The following is a 19,949-nucleotide window of genomic DNA, read 5'->3' on the forward strand; positions in this document are numbered from 1 at the left end:
CGCACGGCCCTGAATGCCACCGGCCTGCGCCCCTCCATCGAGACCAGCGTGCATGCGCTCATGCCGCAGCGCGTCGTCGTGCACGTGCACTGCGTGAACACGATCGCGTGGGCGATCAGGCGCGATGCCGAGGCCGTGCTGACGTCACGGCTGGCCGGCTTCGAGTGGGCGTTCGTGCCCTATGCGCGGCCGGGCCTCCCGCTGGCCGACGCGATTGCCCCGCGCCTTCGTCCAGGCGTGGACGTGCTGGTGCTTGGCAACCACGGGCTCGTGGTGGCAGCCGACACGGTCGGCGCGGCCGAGGCCCTGCTCGAGCGCGTCGTCGGCGCACTGGAGCGCCCCGCCAGGGCGCTCGTCCCCCCGGATGTCGATGACCTCGAGGCCCTGTGCGAGGGCACGTCCTACCGGCTCGCCGCCAACGACGACACGCACGCACTGGCCACCGACGAGCACGCGCTCGCCATGGGCGGCACGCAGGTGCTGTACCCGGACCACGTGGTGTTCCTCGGCGTTGGTGTAGCCTCCGACATCGCCAGCGACGCCGCCCTCGTGGCCGTGCCCGGACGCGGCGTGCTCGTGCGCCACGACGCGAAGCCCGCGGCCGAGGCGATGGGCCGATGCCTTGCCGACGTCCTCCGCCGCGTGGAACCCGGCGAGCCCCTCGCGGCCCTCGACGCGTCCCAGATCGACCAGCTGGTCAACTGGGACGCCGAGAAGTACCGGCAGGGGCTCATGCCCCATGCCTGATGCCTCATGACCGCATGAGGCATGACGCATGACTACCCCTTTGGCGCCTTCGACAGATCGAAGCTCTCCGGGGCGACGTAGGGGGTGACGGGCGTCGGGTCGGCGCCGCCCTTCGGGATGTCCTTGCCCAGCGCCCAGAGGATGCCGTTGACGACGAGGCGGCGCATCGAGGGCTGCTCGAAGTCGGCGGGATGGCCGAGCGTGGTGAAGAACACGCGCGCGCCCTTGTGCTCGCGCGTCCAGGCGACGGGTTGGTGCGTCGGGTACTTGTTGTCGGGCTTGATGGCCTGCTGCGAGTTGAGGCTGTCGCCCTCGAGCAGGATGGTCGCCGGGCCGTTCAGCGGCTCGACGTGATAGAGCCACGACCGCGCCGGGAAGGGCGACACGCCGCGCAGGATCGGGTGCTGGGCCTGCGTCGTAGTGAGGGTCACCGCCGTCGTCGACTTGTTGCCGTGGTGCGTGATCCACTTCTGCCCGAACACGTCGCGCCCGAACCCGTCGTTGAGCGCCACGTGCGGGCTGCCCTGGGGATACAGGAACGCGTGCGTGCTCGTGCGCAGGCCGACCACGGGCTTGCCCGAGTCCACGTACTTCATGATTCGCGCGAGCTGGTCGTCCGGCAGCGCGCGGAACCGCGTGAACATCACCATCAGGTCGGCCGTCTCGAGCGCCTCGAGGCCCTCGATGTTGGCCTTGGTCTGGGGAATCGGCTTCGAGGTGGCGACCGAGGTGCGCATCCCGAACTGCTTCTCCAGCATGGCCGCGATCATCGGCATGGTGATCTCGGACCGGTACTCGTCGTCGCCGGTCACGAACACCACGTGCGGCGCCCGCGCCTGCGCCTGGAGCGCACTGCCGACGCCCGCGGCCAGCACTGCCGCGACGCCCGCCGTGCCGAGTGCCAGCAGCACCCGCCGGCGCCCCGTGTTCCGTCCGCGCTGTCCCGCATCTCGTCTGGTCATGGTCCTCACTGTGGCGACACCTGCACCGGCTCCCGCACGACCTGCACGATGCCGTTCATCGTGCGCCAGTGGCCGGGGAAGGTGCACACGAAGGGATAACTGCCCGGCTGCGTCGGCGCGGTGAATCGTGCCTGCAGCGTCTCGCCCGGCTGCAGCAGGCGAATGGCGAAGAGCACCTCGGGCGTCTTCGGGATGAAGCTCTTGCCGAAGGCGTCGGGCGACGACACCATCGCCTCGGCGGCCAGGCCGACCGTCTCGAGCGCGCCTTCCTTGGTCACGAGCAGGTTGTGCGGCATCTCGTCGCGGTTGACGAACTCGATCACGACCTCCTCGCCCGCGGTCACGGTGATGCGCGACAAGTCGAACTTCATCTGCGCAGCCACGGCCTCGATGCGGATGATGCGGACGACGAGCTCGTCGAGCGCCTTCGTGAAGCGCTGGCGATCAGCCTCCGGCAGCTTGAGCGCGAGCTCGTGGCCAAAGCCCATCGCCTCGAGGAACGCCGGGCCGGTGCGGTCTGCCGGCGGGATGGCGCGCACGTGGGCGAGCACCGTGTCGGCCAGCGGCGCAACCTCCGCGGCGGGCCAGGCCGTCGACGGCAGCCGACGGATGGCGGCCATGGCCGCCTGCCGCTGCGTCGCGTCGCGCATGAAGGCCGAGAGCACGCCCACCGCCTCCGCTTCCTGCCCCTTCAACTGCGGCAACACCGCAATCCCCGCCGCATTGACCATCGTCGTCATGTCGCCGCCGAGCGTGACGGCCTCGGGGGCCCGGGCGATGCGGAACCCGTCGCGCATGAACACGACCTTGCGGTTCGCGTCGAGCACCGCCACGTACAGGCCCGAGCGCGTGTCCTGCGCCGCCGGCCACAGGCGGATCTCGTCGAGCGGCATGTCGGCGCCGAGGTCGACCTCCCACCACGGGTCCTGCTCGGCCGTCGTGAAGGCGTGCGTGCCCGTCAACGGGTCCTTGCCGGCGCTCGCCGCCATGTCGACACCGCCGTCGATGGCGCGCGGCGCATGCCCGCCCGTGGCGCCGCCAGCGACGATGCTCGACTGGGTGGCGGTGCCCTTGCGGGCGACGTTCTCGCCGCGGCTCATCACCTCGACCTCGGTCACGCTCAGCACCTGGGCGCGGCCGGGACGCACCAGCCGCACGTAGCGTCCGGTGACCGGCGCCGCGACCTGCCGGGGCGCCCCCGGCGTCGACGCCGTGCGCAGAGACGGCAGGAGCAGGCCCTGCAGGCTCGTGAGGGCGGGGCCTGCTGGCAGCTTCGTGGCGCCGCGGAGCATGTCGATGCGCAGGCGCGGCGACGAGGAGGCAAGCTCCCACGCGGCCGTCGCGTTGCCGTCGATCTGCATCAGCGCGAGGAAGGCGCCTTCGCGCACGCTGTCGGTACGCGCCTCGCGCGCGAGGCGCTCGACGGCGGACCGCTCGGGTGCGAGCTGTGCGGGTGACTGCGTGGCGAGCACCTGCATCAGGTCGGCGGCCGCGGCAGCGCTGCCCGGCTTGCCATCGAGCCGATCCACCGCGGCGATGATCTCGCGCAGCACCGAGGTGCCGTGCTGCGCGGCCAGCGCGTCGAGCGCCTCGCGGCGCGCGGCGGCGGGCACGCCCGGTCGCGAAAGGAGCGCCTCGTACACCGGCGTGCTGCGCTTCACCTGCACGAGGTCGGCAGGCGTGAGGCGATCGAGCACGAACGCGACGCCGGCCGCATTGCCCTCGGCGAAGCTCCCGCCGGTGGTCAGCACCGGCTTCCACACGGGCTCGAGCGTCGTGATGGTCGAGTCGAGGACGTAGTGCAGGTAGTAGTCCATCGGCCGGGCCAGCACCTTCAGGGCGAGGCTGGCGGCCTCGGCGGTCGGCACGAAGCTCAGGGCGCGCACCGCCTCGAGGCGCACGCGCGGCTCGGCATCGTCGATGGCCGCAGCCAGCAGCGCCATGCCGTCTGGTACGCGGTCGAACCAGTGCTGCAGCACGCGGACGCCGGCGGCCCGCGCGCGGAACTCCTTCGCGCCGAGCACCTGCTTGAGGAGCGGGATGTTCACGCGATCGTGGTGTTCGTGCACCCACAGCGCCTCGAGCACGTGGTGCTCGTACTCGACGTCGCTACGGTCGAGGCCGGCGAGCCACTGCTCCACCGCGGGGAAGAGCTCCGCGGCGTTGCGCTCGCGCAGCGCGAGGCGCGCGTGGTAGCGGGTACGGTCCTCGTAGGCCTTGAGCAGGTCGAGCTGCTGCGCGATGGCCGCGCCCTCGATCTTCGGCGCCGTCAGCAGCGGACGCCCTTTCGCCGTGATGCGCCAGATGCGGCCGCGCGACTTGTCGCGGCGGGCGTCGCGAATCGAGTACTGCATGTGCCCGATCAGCGGGTTGAACCAGTCGATCACGTACAGCGCGCCGTCGGGGCCGAACTGCATGCCCACGGGGCGGAAGTTCGGGTCGGTGGACTGCAGCAGCGGCTCGACCTCCACGCCCACGAAGCCGGAGCCTTCCTCGACCGTCTTGTACTGCTTGATGCCGAGGAACCCGATGACGTTGTTGTAGAGGAAGTTGCCCTGTGCCGACTCGGGGAAGTGGCGGCTCTTCACGAACTCGCTGCCGCTGGTCGGGCGCACGCGCGTCAGCGTCCACTCCTGCATCGGCTTCTGCTTGTTCGGGTAGTTGACGTGGCCCGAGAAGGCCGTGCCCCAGTAGTTGTAGCCGTTGGAGGCGTCGGAGACGAAGTTCTGCCCCCACTTGTCGATGACGTGCCCCCACGGGTTGGCGAAGGGGTACGACACGAAGACGTCGAGCTTCTCGGTGCGCGGCTCGTACCGCCACACGCCGGCGTAGGCCATGCGGCGCGGGCCGTAGGGCGTCTCGACCTGCGAGTGCAGGAAGGTGCCTTCCTGGAAGTACAGCGCGCCGTCGGGGCCCCACTGCCAGGCGTGGATCGAGTGGTGGCTGTCCTCGGTGCCGAACCCGTGCAGGAGGATGCGGCGCTCGTCGGCCTTGCCGTCGCCGTTGGTGTCCTTCATGAACATCAGGTTCGGCTGATGCGCGATGTACACGCCGCCATCGCCGAGCGCGAAGCCCGTCGGGATGTAGAGCTGATCGGCGAACACGGTGCTGCGATCGGCACGGCCGTCGCGGTTGGTGTCCTCGAGCACGATCAGCTTGTCGTTCGGCTTCTCGTCGGGCAGCGCGTGCGGATAGGTCGGCGAGGTGAGCACCCAGAGCCGTCCGCGCCCGTCGAACGTCATCTGCAACGGCTTGGCGAGATCGGGGAACTCGACTTCCGAGGCGAACAGGTTCACCTGGTAGCCGTCGGCGATCTTCATCCGCTCGAGCGCGACCTTCGGATCCTGCGACGCGAGATCGAGCGCCGCCCCGCGATTGGGTTCCTGTCGGTCGGCGACCTGCGCGGAGGCAACCGTCCCGCCCACGAGCATCACAATCAGGCAGCCTGCCGCCTGTAGCCTGTAGCCCTTCACTGCTGTGCCCCCTGCTGGTCGGGCGACACGGCGGAGCCGGCGGGTCGTGGCGGGGCGGGCGGTTTCAGGGAACGCGCCTGCTTCCAGATCTTCTTCTCCTGCTGCGCCACCAGTTCGTCGAGGCGCTTCATCTCGGGCGGGAAGCTGACCGAGCCGAAGGGATCGACGCGACGCCCCACCACGTACTCGGCGTTGAGCGGGCGGAAGCGGAGGAAGAAGAGGCGGTTCTTCTCGTTGATCAGGGTTCGAAGGTCCGCGTAGCCCTTCGAGGAGGCCGGCAACGTCTCGGGCGCCAGGCCCAGGGCCGTCAGCAGCGCCACCGCGAACGCCTTGTCGCCTTCCTCGTTGAGGTGCATCCCGTTGATGGTGAGCGGCGCCTTCGCCTCGGCCATGGCCTTCTGCATCGGCGTGAACACGTCGGCAAACGGCACGCCGACCTTCGCGGCCACGCGGCGCATGGCCTCCGTGTACCGCGCCAGCTCGCGCGTGCGGGCCGCGACGTCGACGTGCACGAGGCGATCGAGCCGCTCGTGCGCAATCGGCGAGACCAGCGCGAGGCGCGGGGCCTCGACGCCGTTGTACTTCGCGGCCAGGTGCCCGCGCAGGTACGCCTCGAGGTCCTTCTCGAACCGCGGCAGGCCCGCCTCGCCCTCGAACGACTCGTTGGCGCCGAAGAACAGCAGCAGCACGTCGGCCTTGAACGTCGCCAGGTGCGTCTTGGTCTCGCCGAAGTTCAACGGGCGCGGCTGCAGCGTGATCGTGTCGGCGCTCCAGCCCATGTTCCGCATCGAGAGCTCCAACTGCGGGTACAGCGACAGCAGCAGCGTCTCGAAGTGGTTGAAGTACTGCTGCCGGTCCGCGAGCGTGTTGCCGACGAGGATGATGCGGTCGCCCGGACGGAGTTCGAGGCGGGCCGATACAGGCGCGGGGGCCGGCTGGGCGATGAGCGGGGCGACGGACAGCAGCGCGCAGGCCGCCAGCCACAGCGCCCGACGATGGGGCGTGAAAGTCATGGTGGACATCGTGATCTGTCGCGACTGTAAGCCGCTTCCGCCCTGCTGGGCAAGGCGAAGCGGGACGACCGGGGGTTGGGCGCTTGGGGCTTGGGGCTGGGGGCTGGGGGCTCACGGCTCAGCGCGCTGGCCTTGGCTCAGGGCTCGCAGCACAGGACAGGTACAGGGTGCTGGGTAGGCCGGCAGAGGCACGGCTCTTGGGAATGGGGTCAGCGATCCGCGGGTGCCAGCAGGTCCGAGGCACGTGGCGGATCGAGGACGAGGGCGCGCAGGACGTCCATCGCGAAGCGCCCGAGGGCGGATGCGTCGAGCACCCAGCAGTCCGCATCGCCGATACGGCCGGCGGGCGGGTGCGTCTGGTCGATGAAGGCGTCGGTGATCTGGCGGAAGACGTCCTCGGGCCAGGCCGGATGGGCCGGCTCCGACGTGTCGAACTCCTCGCACGGACGCCAGACGCGCGCGCCCTGCTCGAGCACCGGCACCCGATAGCGCACGACCCGCTTGCCCGGCACGTCCACGAGGTGCTCGGCGTGGTGCAGGAACGTGACCTGATCGTGATCGCTGCCGAGCAGCAGGATCCGCCCGCCGAGCGCCGCGAACCGCGACAGTGGGGTGTCGGCTCCGTACGCGTAGGTCCAGGCCTGTGGGGCGAAGAGCGCTGCCGCATGCGGGCCGCGGCAGATGAACCGCACCACGTGGTCGTTGGCGACCGTGCCGGGCCAGGTGCGCAGCAGTTCGACAAGCGCCCCGTTGTCGCGGGCCGATCGCGCCGTCGCCGGATCGAAGGCGGGCAGGTGCTCGATCAGCCTGGCCTCGACGTCGGCCAGGAGCTCGCCGTTCCCCACCTCGTCGTAGAACGCCGGGCACGAGGCGTACATGAAGAGCGACCCCGCGTCGCCCACCGCCTCCTTCAGCGCCAGGTGAATCTGGTCGGGCCCACCCACTACAGCCCCGACCGCACGCACCGACGCGTGCACCATCAGGAGATCGCCCTCACGGAGCCCCAGGGCGCGGGCGTGCGAGACGAGATCAGCGCGGGAATGCATGGGCGGAAGCGGGTACCGGGTGCCGGGTACCGGGTACGGAAGCGTTGCCGAGTCGGGGCTCGGGGCTCAGGGCTCAGAAAGCACGCAGACGCGAGGGCCACGGGCCATGGGCGACAGGCTACCCGTCCTTGACGGACCTTCCGCCCGCAGTGTTCCGCTCGCGTCCTTCCCCAGTGGTGGTGCTCTACATGAGGCATGACTCATGACTCATGAGGCATGAGGCACGAGGCATGCCCCCCTACTCCTCCGTCTTCCAGTGCATCTCCCCGAAGCGGATGGCCTCGGTGTGCTGCCCGGCGATGTGCTTCACGATCTGCTGGGCGTGGAAGCGGCCGTTCTCGATGAACCACCGGTTGGTCTTGAGTCCGCCGCACACCGTGCCCGCCACGAACACGCCCGCCCGGGCGGTCTCGAAGGTCGTCTCGTCGAAGATCGGCGTGCGGTAGTCGTCGGCCGCGAAGGTGAGGCCGAGGGCTTCGAGGAACGCGAAGTCGGGCCGGTACCCCGTCATCGCCAGCACGAAGTCGTTGCCGATCTCGACGACGCCGTCCGGCGTGCGCAGCAGGATCGAGCGCTCGCGAATGGCCTCGATGGTCGTCGAGAAGTAGGCGCGGATCGCGCCTTCCTTGATGCGGTTCTCCAGGTCGGGGCGGATCCAGTACTTCACCGTCTCCGACAACGCCGCCGCCCGCACCACCATCGTCACCTCGGCGCCGTGCCGGTAGCAGTCGAGCGCGGCCTTGGCGGCCGAGTTCCGGCCGCCGACCACGGCCACGCGCTGCTGCACGTACGGGAACGGCTCGCGGTAGTAGTGCGTGACCTTCGGGAGGTCCTCGCCTGGGACGTCCATGCGGTTGGCGATGTCGAAGAACCCGGTCGCCACCACGACGTGCCTGGCCCGGTGGCTGCCGCGGCCGGTCTCCACGCGGAAGTCGCCCCGCGTGCCGTGCAGCGCCGTCACCGGCTCGTACAACCGGACGTCGAGCCCCTCGCGAGCCGCGACGCCGCGGTAGTACTCGAGGCCTTCCTCGCGCGTCGGCTTGTAGCCCTGCACCGGGAACGGATGCCCACCGATCTCGATCAGGTCGGGCGTGGAGAAGAACTCCATGCGGGCCGGGTAGCCCACGATCGAGTTGACGAGCGCGCCCTTGTCGAGGACGCGCGCCCGGAGGCCATGCCGGCGGGCCTCGATCGCGCAGGCGAGCCCCACCGGGCCCGCGCCAATCACCACGAGGTCGAGGATCTCTTCGGGAGCGTCTCCGGTGCGCACGCCCCCATTGTCGCAGGCCCGGAACCCCGTCCACGGCCCGCTCCCCGCCGCCCCGCCTCAGGGTCGGGGTTCGGCGGGGAGTCGCTCCTGCAGGCCGGGCACGTCCAGGGCGCGGACCGCGGCGATCCAGTGCCGGAGCTGATCTTCCTTGACGACCCGGGACGTGATGTCGAAGTGCTGCACCACGGCGCCGCCGGTCGACAGGGGCGACACGACCATGCGGTACCACCGGTGCCGGCCGGGCCCGTGGCACGGGTACTCGAGCTCGAAGAACGGCAGGTCTCCTCGCAGCACGCCGCGGATGCCGTTCTCGGCGGTCGTGGCGCCCGGGTCGTCGGGCCTGGCCCGACAGGCATCGAGGTAGTTCAGGCCCACGCCGCTGCCGAGGACGTCGGGCGCCTCGTTGGCCCGAGCGAACTCGGTCCAGTAGCGGTTGGCGCGGCGAATCACGCCGTCGGGGCCGAGGACGGCGACGTTGCCGGGAATGGCATCGATCACGGCCTGGAGCTGCCGCTCCCGGCTGCGCATTTCCGAGACCTCCAGCATCGCCAGCACCAGCCCGCTGGGCCGCAGCACCTCGTCGAGGTACGGCAGGACACGGACGAGCACTTCCGAGCCATCGGGCAGCATGATGTCGATCGACTCGGTCGTGCCGGTCGCGAGCACGCGTCTCGAGGGAGCGATGAGGTCGACGCCGTGGGCGGTGGGCACGACGTGCTCGAACGGCCGGCCGATGTCGTGCGGGAGGAGGTTGAGGATGCGCGTCGCGGCGGTGGTGTACTTGCGAAGCCGCAGCGTCTGGTCGAGGAACACCACGCCCACGCCGCTGGTCCGGAGCAGGTTGTCGATGTCGTTGCTGACGGCCGTCAGCTCGACGATCTTCGACTGGTACTCGGCGTTGATGGTGTGCAGTTCCTCGTTGACCGACTGCAGCTCCTCGTTGGTGCTCTGCAACTCCTCGTTGGAGGCCAGCAGTTCCTCGTTGGTGGCCTGCAGTTCCTCGTTCGAGGTCTCGAGCTCCTCGATGGTGGCCTGCAGGTGCTCACGCGTGTACTGCAGCTCCTGCTCGAGCACCGAGAGCCGCGACTCGGCGCGCGTGTCGTCCTGCATGGCTTCGGACGGCACGTCGGCCAGCGGGCTGGTGCCGCGCGAGAAGAACACCGCAAAGCAGCGGCCGCGGTCAGGACCGAGGTCGATGGGCCTGACCTGGATGCGCATGGGCGCCGACCCGTCGCCGGGATCGACGTTCTCGTACGACACATCCGCCCCGGTCTTGAGCGTCCGGGCCAGCGCCGCGCGGAGCATGGTGGCCAGCGGTCGTGGCAGCAGGCGCGACACCTCGAGGGTCGTGCGCCCCTGGGGCATCTGCAGCAACGCGCCCGCGTCGCCGAACGTGTGGAGCAGGTTGAACTCGGCGTCCACCAGCAGGCATTTCAGCTGCAGGACATCGGCCAGTTCCTGGTACACCCGCTCGAAGACACTGGCGTCCGGCACGGCCGCACGAGGCCGGGATCGGGCCAGCTCGTCGGGGATCGTGACGCGGCGGCTGCCGAGCGGCATGACGTCGAGCAGGCGCTGGCGCGACGGGCTGAGCGACCGGTAGATCCGCCATCGCGCGTCGATCGGCTCGAACAGGTGCGCCAGGCCGCCGAGGGTCTCGCTCGGCCCGAGAAACAGCACGCCCTGCGGCTGCAGGCCGTAGCCCAGCAGCGCGATCGCGCGCGGCTGCACCTCGGGCTGCAGGTAGATGAGCATGTTCCGGCACGACACCAGGTGCATGCGCGTCAGCGGGGGGTCGCGCAGCAGGTTGTGGCGCGCGAAGATCACGTGCTCCCGCAGCGATCGGGCCGCGCGATACCGGTCCCCGTCGCGCAGGAAGAAGCGCGACAGCCGCTCCGGCTCGAGGTCGGCCGCGATGCTCTCGGGATACAGCCCGTTGGAGGCGAACTCCACCGAGTCCGGATCGATGTCGGTGGCGAAGACCTTGATGATCGGCGCGGGGCCCTGCTTGGGCGCCTGCTCGAGGAGGAGCATGGCAATCGAGTACGCCTCCTCGCCCGTCGAGCAGGCCGGCACCCACACCCGCAGTTCCCGTTGCCGGGCGGCGAGCCGGAACAGGTCCGGCACGACGCGGTCGCGGAGCACGGCGAACGCCTCGGGGTCGCGGATGAACCGCGTGACGCCAATCAGCAGGTCGCGCTGCAGTTGCCTGAGCTCGCGCGGCGACTCGTCGAGCACCGTGAGGTACTGCTCCCAGTCGAGGCCGCGCAGCAGCCCCATGCGTCGCTCGATGCGGCGCAGCATCGTCTGGGGCTTGTAGCCCGAGAAGTCGGCGCCGAGCCGGTCGCGCAGCAGGGCGAGCACGCGGTGGAACTGGGACTCGGGGGCCAGGCCCGCCCGGGGCTGCCGGGTGGGGCTGGTGGCGTTGGCCAGCAGGGCGGCATAGCGCTGGACCAGGCCCGGCAGTTCCGCGACGTCGCTCACCTGGTCGGGCAGGCCGGTCGAGACGACGGACTGCGGCATTCCGTCGAACTGCGCCTCGTCCGGCGACTGCACCAGCACCAGGCCGTTGGCTTCCTTGATCGCGCGCGCCCCGCGGGTGCCGTCGCTGCCCGTCCCGGACAGGATGACCCCGACGGCGAACTCGCCCAGCGTGGCCGCCATCGACTGGAAGCAGACGTCGATCGGCAAGTGCAGCGCGCCCGGGGCGAGCGACGGCTCACGCAGGCGGAGCCGCCCGCCCTCGAGGACCATGTCCGTCTTGGGCGGATTGAGGTAGATCGTGTCTGGCTCGAGCGCGATACCGTCGGTGGCGCGCACGACCGGGAGCCGCGTGTGGCGCGCCAGCAGCTCCGCCATCAGGCTCTTGTAGTCGGGCGAGAGGTGCTGGATGACGACGAACGCCATGCCCGTGGGCGGCAACACGCCCGCGAAGAAGCGCTCGAGCGGCTCGAGGCCACCGGCACTCGCGCCGACGGCGCACACGGGACACCGCGGCACGTCGGGCGGGTCAGGCACGCCGGTGGACGGGAGGTCAGGTACGTCGTTCATCGAGGATTCTGCGCGCGGTCGACTGGAGCTCGGAGGGCGTCCATGGCTTCTGGAGCAGGGGGATGCCGGTCAGTTCGTCGGGAGTGGCCGCCTGCGAGGGCCGGCTCGGATACCCGGAGGTGAGCAGCAGGCGTGCCCGCGGTGCGAGCCGGGTCACGGCGTTGACCACCGCCGGTCCCCCACCGCCCGGCATCACCAGGTCGGATACGACGAGGTCGATGTCGTTGCCATGCTGGTGCAGCACGGCCACCGCATCGATGCTGTCGGTCGCAGTCAGCACGCGATAGCCGGCGAGCTTCAGCGTCCGGGCCGCGATGTCGCGCACCGCCGGCTCGTCCTCGACCACCAGCACGCGCTCGTGTCCGCCCACGGGCGCGCCGCGCCGCGGCGCCTCGACGACGGGCGCCTCCGGACGGCCCTCGAGCAGCGGCAGCAACACGTAGACCGTGGTGCCCGCGCCATGGCAACTCTGCACGTGCATGTGGCCGCCGTGCTGCTGCACGAGGCCGTACACCATCGCCATGCCCAGGCCGCTGCCCTCACCGACGCCCTTGGTCGTGAAGAAGGGCTCGCAGATATGCCGCAACGTATCGGGGTCCATGCCGCAGCCGTTGTCGCCGACGGTGAGCGCGACGAATCGCTGGCCGCGCACCGCCGGCGGGATCCACGACATGCCGGCGCCGGTCACCGGCGCCACGCGGATGCGGATCACGCCGTCGCCGGGGCCGATGGCATCGCGGGCGTTGGTGGCCAGGTTGAACACGATCTGCTGCAGCGCGCCGCCGTCGGCGAGCACCATGAGGTCGTGCGGCGCGTCGACGTCGACGCGGATGTTCTCGGGCACCAGCCGGCGCAGGACGGGCTGCAGATCGCGCACGAAGCCGGTCACCGACAGGCGCGTCGGCTGGAAACGCTGCTTCCGGCCGAAGGCCAGCAGTTTCTTCACCAGATCGGCGCCGCGCTCGGCCGCCCACATCACCTTGCGGAGGTCTTCCTTCGCGACGCCGGCCATCGGCGCCGCGAGGGGCACACCGCTCCCCTCGGGACCATCGAGCAGGTCGTCGACGTGCGAGACGTTGCCAATCACCACGGTGAGCAGGTTGTTGAAGTCGTGAGCGATGCCGCTGGCGAGCTGCCCGACTGCCTCCATCTTCTGCGCCTGACGCAACTGCTCCTCGGCCCGACGCGCGGCCGTGACGTCACGCAGCACAGAGAGGTGGCGACCAGGGAAGAAGCCTGCGCGCGACGAGTAGTCGATGTCAACTGGGGGGCGCCCCGGCAGGTCGAGGCGCAGCGACCCGTTCAGTTCGCCGTTGCGCAGCAACTCCGGCCAGATGTGCTCGAAGTCGGCGTACACCTCCCGCAGGTCGAGTCCCAGCATGTCCTCCGCGGTGCGCCCGAGCAGGCGCGCCGCCGCCTCATTGGCCTCCACACACCGTCCCTCATCGTCGGCGATGAGGATGCCGTCGACCGCGTGGTCGAACACGGCGCGGAAGTGCGCCGTCAGTTCGCGTTGCCGCTCGGCGGCCGCGTGGCCAGCGGTGACGTTGGTGTGCGTCACGAGCCTCCAGGGCGTCTCCTCCAGGGCCGAGGCGTTGAGGCGATAGTGCCTCACCTGGCCCGACACGAGGCACCGGTACGTGAACTCGAACGCCAGCGCTCGCCGGCCGAGGACGTCCTCCAGGCCCGCCGCCACATCGGCAACCGTCCTGCCATCGGGCGCGCCCATCACGTTCCGCGCGGTGGCCAGGTAGGGACTCCCGACACCGTCATCAGGGATGACCAGCCCGTTCTGGCGAACCAGCACGCGCCACGGCACGTTGGCGGCCTGGATGACCCCGGCGGGATCCAGAATGACCGCCTTGGCGGGCAGGGCGTCGAGCAAGGGTTGCTGGGCCGACAGGCTGTCGTGGGCCTCCACCGAGGCTTCCACGGCATGAATGCGTACGAGGCGTGCCGCCGTGCCGTCGGAAATGCGCACTGCCGTCTGGGTGACCGTGGCATGACGCACCGGTCCGCGCCCGAAGAACGCCACGCGGTGGGTGCCCATCGGCACGTGCGCGAGCGCCTGCTCCAGCACCCCGGCGCGTGGGAACTCGGTCCGGGCGGCAGAATTCAACGCCAGGACGCGGCCGTGTGCCGACAGCACCACGTGCGGCTCGGGCACGTACTGCAGCAGGCCAAGGATGGCGGCCTCGTCCCTCCGGTGTTCCGGTACCACGTCCTGGGAGAGCGTCATGGGCGTGCCCGCAACGCGACGTGGAACTCACGTGGCGACTACGGCCTCCGAATCGCCAAATCGACCAGACCAGCGAAAGGTAGAGTCAGGCCGATCCCCCGGATGGCCGGCCGCTCCTGCCGATGGCCCTTCCCCGGCGGGTGGCACCTGTGACAACGTGCGTCTCGTGATCCCCGACCTCGAACGCCTGCAGGCGCTGCAGGAACTGGAACGGCAGGCGGCCAGCCTTCAGACCGCCATCGGCCAGGTGGACGCGAGACGCCTCGCCATCGAGGCCCCCGTCGTCGAGGCCCGGAATGTCCTCGAGACGCTCACCCGGACCATCGAGGAGCGGCAGACCCAGCGCCGGGCCGGCGACCGCGACGTCGCGACCATCCAGCAGCGCCTCACCAAGTACCGGCAGCAGTTGATGGCCGTGACCAACGCGCGGGAGTACGAAGCGGCGCAGCACGAGGTGGCGACCGCCGAGGCCGACCTGAAGGCCCGCGAGGACCAGACCATCGCGCTGCTCTTCGAGCTCGACGAACTCACGCCACAGGCCGAGCAGGCGCGCCAGTTGCTGGCCGACCGTGAGGACGCCGCAGGCCTCGCGCTGGCAGGCCTGGCCGACGAGACGCGGCGACACAAGCTCGAACTCGCCAACGTGGAGGGCAGCATCACCGCGCTGCGCCCCACCGTGACTCCCACGGCGCTGGCCCTCTACGATCGCGTGTCGAAGCGCTACCCGCGCGGCGTCGTCTCCGAGCTCAAGGGCGAGCTCTGCGTCGCCTGCAACGTGAAGATCCGGCCCATGCTGGCCTCCGCGGTCCGCAAGGCCGAGCAGCTCGTGCAGTGCGAGAACTGCACGCGCCTGCTCTACGCCGTGAAGCCCGCCGCACCCGCCGCCCCGCCGGCAGGATAGGCCTCCTCGGCGCGTCCGCCCGCGACCTCGCGGTCGGCGCGCGGCACGGGCTCGAGCCGCACGATGCGGGTGGCCTCTCCCGATCGCAGCTCGAAGGCGACGTACACGAAGCCGTCAGGCCCCTGCCGCACGTCGCGAATGCGACCGTGCCCCTGCAGCAACTGCTCGACGTGCGTCACGCGACGGCCGTCGATGGTCAGGCGCACCAGTTGCTCCCCACCGAGCGCGCCCGCGAGCAGGCTGCCCTTCCAGCGCGGAAACCGATCCCCTGTGTACAGGGCCAGCCCCGAGGGCGCGATGGACGGCACCCACACATGCACCGGCGGCTCCATCCCATCACGCATCGTTCCCGCGTGGATGGCCGCCCCCGTGCGGTACATGACGCCGAACCCCACCACCGGCCAGCCGTAGTTCCGGCCCCGTTCGACCAGGTTGACCTCATCGCCCCCCTGCGGTCCGTGCTCGGTCAGCCAGAGACGCCCCGTCGCGCCGTCGTGAACCAGCCCCTGGGCATTACGGTGCCCGTACGACCAGATCTCGGGCAACGCCCCTGCCTGCCCGACGAACGGGTTGTCGGCCGGCACGCGCCCGTCGTCGTGCAGGCGCAGCACCTTGCCGTGGTGCGTCGACAGGTTCTGGGCCGGATGTTGCGTGAGGTCGCCACCCGGGTACACCTGCCGGTCGCCGATCGTGATGAAGAGGTGCCCCTGGCCGTCGAAGGCCAGGCGGGATCCGAAGTGCCCCTGCCCGTCGGACCAGGCACGCGCCTCGAGGATCTCCTGCACGTCCGACAACCGGCCGTCCGCATACCTCCCCCGGATCACCGCGGTGGTGTTCCGGGCGCCGTCGGCACTCGGCTTCGCGTAGGTGAGGTACACGAGCCGGTTCGACGCAAATCCGGGATGCGGGACCACATCGAGCAGCCCGCCCTGCCCGCCCGCCTTCACCGTCGGCACGCCCGTGACCGGCACGGGCGCCAGGCGGCCGTCGCGCACGCTGCGCAGCGCGCCTCCCCGTTCGGTGACGAGCAGTTCGCCGCCTGGAAGGAACGCGATACCCCACGGCACCTTCACCCCCTCGACGACGGTGACGATGCGGTAGTCGTGCCGCGCGGACGACTCGACGGGCGACTGGGCCAGCATCGCGGTCGATGCGGCGCCGAGCAGCAGGGCCATCACGGGAACGGCCGTGGAGATGGTGGATGCGTGGCGCATGGGGCCTGACCTCCGCGTCATCGTGGCACAACGCTTCCGGCGGTGGCGCTCCCGAACGGCCAGTCCGGTGCGTCCGAGGAACCCAGGCCGAGGCCTGAGCCCCAGCATCCGCCCCGCGACATCCGTTCGCAGACCGACGCATCAGCTACGATCGAGGCCGATGATCACGGCGTACACCGACGGAGGCGCGCGGGGCAATCCCGGGCCGGCAGGCTATGGCGTTCACATCCTGGATGAGACGGGGGCGACCCTGGCCGAACTGGTCGGGCCGCTCGGCCACGCGACCAACAACGTGGCCGAGTACTCCGGGCTGATTGCGGCCCTGCAGTGGGCCGTGGACCACGGCCACGACCGCCTGCGCGTGAAGATGGACTCCGAGCTGGTGATCAAGCAGATGCGGGGCGAGTACAAGGTGAAGCACGCGCAGATGCAGGTGCTGCATGCCGAAGCGCGCGCGCTCATCGCTCGACTGGGCCGTGTGACGTTCGAGCACGTCCGGCGCGAGCAGAACAAGGTGGCCGACGGCCTGTCCAACCGCGCCATGGACATCGTCGAGGGCAAGCCGATCGCCGAGGCGGTCGCGCCGAGCCCGGTCAGGCCGGCGGCGCCCGCGCCAGAGGAACCGCTCGCCCCCCGCACGATCCACATTCCACGTCCGCCCAAACCGTCGCAGGCACGGCAGCCCGCGTCGTCGATGCCGCGCTTCGACTTCGACATCGAGTAGACGCCGCGCCGCGGCCCTGCATCGGGCTGGCTCAGCAGGGCCGGGTTCGGTGGGCCGGGTTCGCCGTTCGCGCTACGCGTGCCCTCTGCGAATCGCCGCGACCATGCGCCCCGCGGCCGCGCCGTCGACCCGATGGGAGTGCAGCACGGCGGCGTGGGTCACCGTGCACAGTCCGGCCAGGTGCATCCGCGCACGTCCCACGCCCGCCAACGCCAGTTGGTCCTGCGTGATGGTCCACAGGTCGAGCAGGTACTTCCCCGGCATCGCGCGCCCGCGCCACCAGGTGCCGCGTTCGGCCTCCCCGGGCCAGGCCGCGGCGAAGGCATCGATGACCTCCTGGCTGACCTCGTAGACGTCGGGGCCGACGCACGGGCCGATCGCCACGATCAGGTCCTCGGGCCGCGTGCCGAACCGGTCGTGCATGAGTCCGACGATGCGGCCGGCCGCGCCGGCGACGGTGCCCCGCCAGCCGGCATGGACCGCGGCCACCGCGCCCGTCCGGACATCGACATAGAGGAGAGGCACGCAGTCGGCGGTCCGGATGGCGAGCGCGACATCCGCGCGGTCGGTCGCCAGCAGGTCACCCTCGGGCCACGCGCCCGCGCAGGGCGCGACGGCGTCGAGGTGCGCGGCCACGCCGTGCACCTGACGGAGCCGCCATACCGCATCGGTCGGCACGCCCAACCACTGCGCCAGCGGAGCCCAGCCCTCGCCGGCGTCGGCATGCGGGACATCGAGACCACGGGCACTGAACACGTGGCGGGCGTGGGGACGGAGGGCGACGCACTGCAGCGCCAGCCCCCAGGGCATGTCCACCCACTCGAAGGACGACAGCGGCGCAGGACGCATGGCCCGTCATCATGCAACGGCGGTTGCCGTCCGCCAACCCTGGTTGCCGGCACGTCTCGCAGGAATCCGGCCAGCCCCCGACCTGTCGACGCGCTGGCGCAGGCACGCGTCAACCCGCGTTGACGCGCGCGAGGTCGCGCCTGTCGAACGCTCCAGCCAGAAGGGTCCAAAGCAACACTCCAAGTTCTTATTTTTCAGTCACTTGCGCGTGATCAACCAGGCGCAGCCGGCGATGGCGCGCATCGTGAAGTGGTGAGAAGCGGACGCGAGACCCCGCCCATGTGGCTCCAAGCCGCCACTCCGGCCAGACGGCCGCGACCGGGTCTCCGTCCTTCACCCACGCCGCGGCTGCGCGCGGCGCACCACGGAGGAACACGTCATGGTCATCAGGATCGTCGCCGCCAACGAACAGGCCAGTCCCGCCGGCAAGCTCGCCGACGCAGAACTCCACTTCCCCGAGGGCCCGCTGCTCGGGCTCAAGCTGATCGGCTTTGCCATCTGGGAGCGTCGGTCGCCGTCGGGCCGCCGCAACGTGACGTTCCCCGCCCGCACGTACTCGGTGAACGGCGAGCGCCGCAGCTTCTCGCTGCTGCGCCCCCTCGGCGACGTCGAGGCCCAGGACCGCCTGCGCGACGAGATCCTGGCCACCTACACGCAGCACGAGGCGCAGAACGCACTCGCGTCGTCGGCCGCGGGGGTCAGCGCCCGGTGATGCGGACCGTGCGCACGCGTCCACCCGACAGGTAGGGCTCACGATCCTCGTCGACCCACACGCGCGTGACGACCGGTCGCCCCACCTCGGCGCGGGGCGGCCAGTCGAGCGCCGCGAGTCCCGCGGCGCCGAGGCGCTGGCGCAGCGCGGCCGACTCGGCCTCGTCGAGCACGAACGCGAGGGGCCGCCGCGCGTCGCGGGCCCACGCCGCGAGCGCGCTGAGAGCCTCGGGTGTGAGCAGGTCGGCGCGCACCACCGGGCGCTGCCCGTAGTACGACGCGGAGGCGCTGTGCTGGCTGGCGACGACCACCGCCGTGGTGGGGACCTGAGTGCGCACGAACTCACCCGCGGCCCGGTACCGGACCTCGCGGTCGCGGACGGAGAACACCGTCAGCCGCTGCGCCTGCTGCAGGTTCGGGAGCACGACCACGAGCACCGCCGCCGCGAAGGCGGGAAAGCGCCACCACGCCTCGCGGTCCGGCGTCGCGGCCAACAGGGCACCGGCGCCCACGGGCAGGATGGCGAGCGGCACGAGGATGAAACGCAGATAGCTCCAGGAGTCGAAGGGGGCGTAGACCAGATACAGGGCCAGCGTCACGAGCGTCATCGCCACAGGCGGCCACGCGCGCACGTCGCGGACGGCCGTGGCCAGCCACCACACGAGGCCGGCAACGAGGGCCAGCAGGGTGGCGACGCCGCACGACTCGACGAGCCACTGCGGATAGAGCGACAGGTTGGGCGCGACATGGGCGAAGGCGAACAGCTCGGACGCACTGCCATATCCGGACTGGGCGGGCGCTCCGTACAGCCGCCACTGCACCACGGCCACGGTCGCCACCGCGAGCATCGTCGCCATGGCGATGGCGCCGGCGCGCATCTCGGCACGCACGCGCCCGGGCGCGAGCCAGGCCTGCCAGGCGACGAGGAGCGCGAGGGGGGCCAGGTTCGGCCGTACCAGGATGGCGACGGCGGTGGCGAGGCTGGCCCCGGCGAGCGCCGGCTCGGACGGCCGCCCGGCAAGCGCGATTGCGGCAAGCCATCCCGCCAGGGCCGGTACGTCCGACATCGGCTGGAGCGCCTGGAACAGGAAGGTCGGCAGCGACGCCAGCGTGGCGACGGCGAAGGCGGCGCCCGCAGGCCCGATGCGTGGGCGCGCCAGTGCCCACAGCCCGAGGAGCGCGCCGATGGCAGCCGCCACGGGGAGCCCCTGCACGGCCAACGCCTCGCCGCCGGCCGCGAGGGCCAGTGCCTCGAGCCAGGGCAGGCCTGGGGGGTAGGTGGGCACGGTGCCGGTGCCGCCGGGGTCGGGCCGGGTGCCGAGCGGGCTCTGCAGCCAGGCGCCGGGCATGCCGGGCACGGCGAGCGGCACCGGTTGCCGAATCTCGCCCTGCACCCAGCGGCGCGCCTGCAGGAGGTACCCGGCGGAGTCGGCGCCGCCGACGTTGGTGGCGCCCCGAGCGACGAGGAGCAGTGCCACGAGGGCACACGTCAGCACCAGCGTCACCAGGTACGGCAGCGTGCTGGTCGAGAGGTCGCGCAGGACACCCGCGGCCCCACGCGCGAGCACCGCCAGCACCAGCAGCACGAGGGCGGCCGCCAGCGGCCGGGAAGGATGAGAGATGGAGAGGCCGATGGCCGGAACCGACAGGGGGCCCACCACCGCCACGATCGCGCCGACGCACGCGGCGCCCCAGGCGAGCGAGGCCAGCAGGGCGGCCGATGGACGATGCGCGGTCACCGCACCGTGG

General features: G+C 71.1%; 14 protein-coding genes. 4 read left to right on the forward strand and 10 right to left on the reverse strand.

Annotated features, from left to right (window positions below):
* On the forward strand, positions 1–747 hold a 747-nt coding region (locus ACIRDX_RS03050; protein ID WP_396623927.1), incomplete at its 5' end, for a class II aldolase/adducin family protein.
* Positions 748–779: 32 nt separating this feature from the next.
* On the opposite strand, the gene ACIRDX_RS03055 is transcribed toward ACIRDX_RS03050, so the two are convergent.
* The 7 genes from ACIRDX_RS03055 to ACIRDX_RS03085 form a co-directional block, all read right to left on the reverse strand.
* Positions 780–1,709 (reverse strand): ThuA domain-containing protein, encoded by a 930-nt coding sequence (locus tag ACIRDX_RS03055; RefSeq protein ID WP_396623928.1) that lies wholly within the window; start codon positions 1,707–1,709, stop codon positions 780–782.
* A gap of 5 nt (positions 1,710–1,714) precedes the next feature.
* Positions 1,715–5,140 (reverse strand): PVC-type heme-binding CxxCH protein, encoded by a 3,426-nt coding sequence (locus tag ACIRDX_RS03060; protein WP_396623929.1) that lies wholly within the window; start codon positions 5,138–5,140, stop codon positions 1,715–1,717.
* 38 nt (positions 5,141–5,178) lie between these two features.
* Complete coding sequence (locus tag ACIRDX_RS03065; RefSeq protein ID WP_396623930.1) at positions 5,179–6,195, reverse strand: SGNH/GDSL hydrolase family protein; 1,017 nt, start codon at positions 6,193–6,195, stop codon at positions 5,179–5,181.
* A 209-nt stretch (positions 6,196–6,404) separates the two neighbouring features.
* Positions 6,405–7,241 (reverse strand): aminoglycoside N(3)-acetyltransferase, encoded by an 837-nt coding sequence (locus tag ACIRDX_RS03070; RefSeq protein WP_396623931.1) that lies wholly within the window; start codon positions 7,239–7,241, stop codon positions 6,405–6,407.
* A gap of 238 nt (positions 7,242–7,479) precedes the next feature.
* Entirely contained in the window at positions 7,480–8,484 is a 1,005-nt protein-coding gene (locus ACIRDX_RS03075; protein ID WP_396623978.1) for a YpdA family putative bacillithiol disulfide reductase, read from the reverse strand.
* Between the two features lie 84 nt (positions 8,485–8,568).
* Positions 8,569–11,562 (reverse strand): chemotaxis protein CheB, encoded by a 2,994-nt coding sequence (locus tag ACIRDX_RS03080; RefSeq protein ID WP_396623932.1) that lies wholly within the window; start codon positions 11,560–11,562, stop codon positions 8,569–8,571.
* On the reverse strand, positions 11,546–13,801 hold the full coding sequence (locus tag ACIRDX_RS03085) for an ATP-binding protein (RefSeq protein WP_396623933.1): 2,256 nt from the start codon (positions 13,799–13,801) through the stop codon (positions 11,546–11,548). Before ACIRDX_RS03085 ends, ACIRDX_RS03080 begins: the two co-directional genes overlap by 17 nt.
* 157 nt (positions 13,802–13,958) lie before the next feature.
* Here ACIRDX_RS03085 and ACIRDX_RS03090 point away from each other — a divergent pair, with 157 nt between their 5' ends.
* Positions 13,959–14,702: a zinc ribbon domain-containing protein gene (locus ACIRDX_RS03090; protein WP_396623934.1), complete on the forward strand. Its 744-nt coding sequence runs from the start codon at positions 13,959–13,961 to the stop codon at positions 14,700–14,702.
* Here the strand turns inward: ACIRDX_RS03090 and ACIRDX_RS03095 are convergent.
* Complete coding sequence (locus tag ACIRDX_RS03095; protein WP_396623935.1) at positions 14,657–15,916, reverse strand: PQQ-dependent sugar dehydrogenase; 1,260 nt, start codon at positions 15,914–15,916, stop codon at positions 14,657–14,659. The genes ACIRDX_RS03090 and ACIRDX_RS03095 overlap by 46 nt on opposite strands.
* Before the next feature lie 160 nt (positions 15,917–16,076).
* On the opposite strand from ACIRDX_RS03095, the gene ACIRDX_RS03100 reads away from it, so the two are divergent.
* On the forward strand, positions 16,077–16,640 hold the full coding sequence (locus ACIRDX_RS03100; protein WP_396623936.1) for a reverse transcriptase-like protein: 564 nt from the start codon (positions 16,077–16,079) through the stop codon (positions 16,638–16,640).
* Positions 16,641–16,712: 72 nt separating this feature from the next.
* Here ACIRDX_RS03100 and ACIRDX_RS03105 read toward each other — a convergent pair whose 3' ends face one another.
* Positions 16,713–17,489, reverse strand: coding sequence for a polyphenol oxidase family protein (locus tag ACIRDX_RS03105; RefSeq protein ID WP_396623937.1), 777 nt, complete (start codon positions 17,487–17,489; stop codon positions 16,713–16,715).
* Positions 17,490–17,868: 379 nt separating this feature from the next.
* Here ACIRDX_RS03105 and ACIRDX_RS03110 point away from each other — a divergent pair, with 379 nt between their 5' ends.
* The gene (locus tag ACIRDX_RS03110; RefSeq protein WP_396623938.1) at positions 17,869–18,201 is read left to right on the forward strand and encodes a hypothetical protein; all 333 of its coding nucleotides are present in this window, start codon (positions 17,869–17,871) and stop codon (positions 18,199–18,201) included.
* Here ACIRDX_RS03110 and ACIRDX_RS03115 read toward each other — a convergent pair.
* On the reverse strand, positions 18,188–19,939 hold the full coding sequence (locus tag ACIRDX_RS03115; protein ID WP_396623939.1) for a hypothetical protein: 1,752 nt from the start codon (positions 19,937–19,939) through the stop codon (positions 18,188–18,190). The two genes, ACIRDX_RS03110 and ACIRDX_RS03115, sit on opposite strands and share 14 nt — an antisense overlap.
* Between the last annotated feature and the right edge of the window lie 10 nt (positions 19,940–19,949).

The organism is Luteitalea sp. (assembly GCF_044337415.1).
Taxonomy (GTDB): domain Bacteria; phylum Acidobacteriota; class Vicinamibacteria; order Vicinamibacterales; family Vicinamibacteraceae; genus Luteitalea.

What these genes read in the sequence shown, in the direction of transcription:
- ACIRDX_RS03055 (WP_396623928.1), bottom strand. Translation starts at nt 1,709, where the DNA reads ATGACCAGACGAGATGCGGGACAGCGCGGACGGAACACGGGGCGCCGG.
- ACIRDX_RS03060 (WP_396623929.1), bottom strand. Translation starts at nt 5,140, where the DNA reads ATGCTCGTGGGCGGGACGGTTGCCTCCGCGCAGGTCGCCGACCGACAG.
- ACIRDX_RS03065 (WP_396623930.1), bottom strand. Translation starts at nt 6,195, where the DNA reads ATGACTTTCACGCCCCATCGTCGGGCGCTGTGGCTGGCGGCCTGCGCG.
- ACIRDX_RS03070 (WP_396623931.1), bottom strand. Translation starts at nt 7,241, where the DNA reads ATGCATTCCCGCGCTGATCTCGTCTCGCACGCCCGCGCCCTGGGGCTC.
- ACIRDX_RS03080 (WP_396623932.1), bottom strand. Translation starts at nt 11,562, where the DNA reads ATGAACGACGTACCTGACCTCCCGTCCACCGGCGTGCCTGACCCGCCC.
- ACIRDX_RS03085 (WP_396623933.1), bottom strand. Translation starts at nt 13,801, where the DNA reads ATGACGCTCTCCCAGGACGTGGTACCGGAACACCGGAGGGACGAGGCC.
- ACIRDX_RS03095 (WP_396623935.1), bottom strand. Translation starts at nt 15,916, where the DNA reads ATGCGCCACGCATCCACCATCTCCACGGCCGTTCCCGTGATGGCCCTG.
- ACIRDX_RS03100 (WP_396623936.1), top strand. Translation starts at nt 16,077, where the DNA reads ATGATCACGGCGTACACCGACGGAGGCGCGCGGGGCAATCCCGGGCCG.
- ACIRDX_RS03105 (WP_396623937.1), bottom strand. Translation starts at nt 17,489, where the DNA reads ATGCGTCCTGCGCCGCTGTCGTCCTTCGAGTGGGTGGACATGCCCTGG.
- ACIRDX_RS03110 (WP_396623938.1), top strand. Translation starts at nt 17,869, where the DNA reads ATGGTCATCAGGATCGTCGCCGCCAACGAACAGGCCAGTCCCGCCGGC.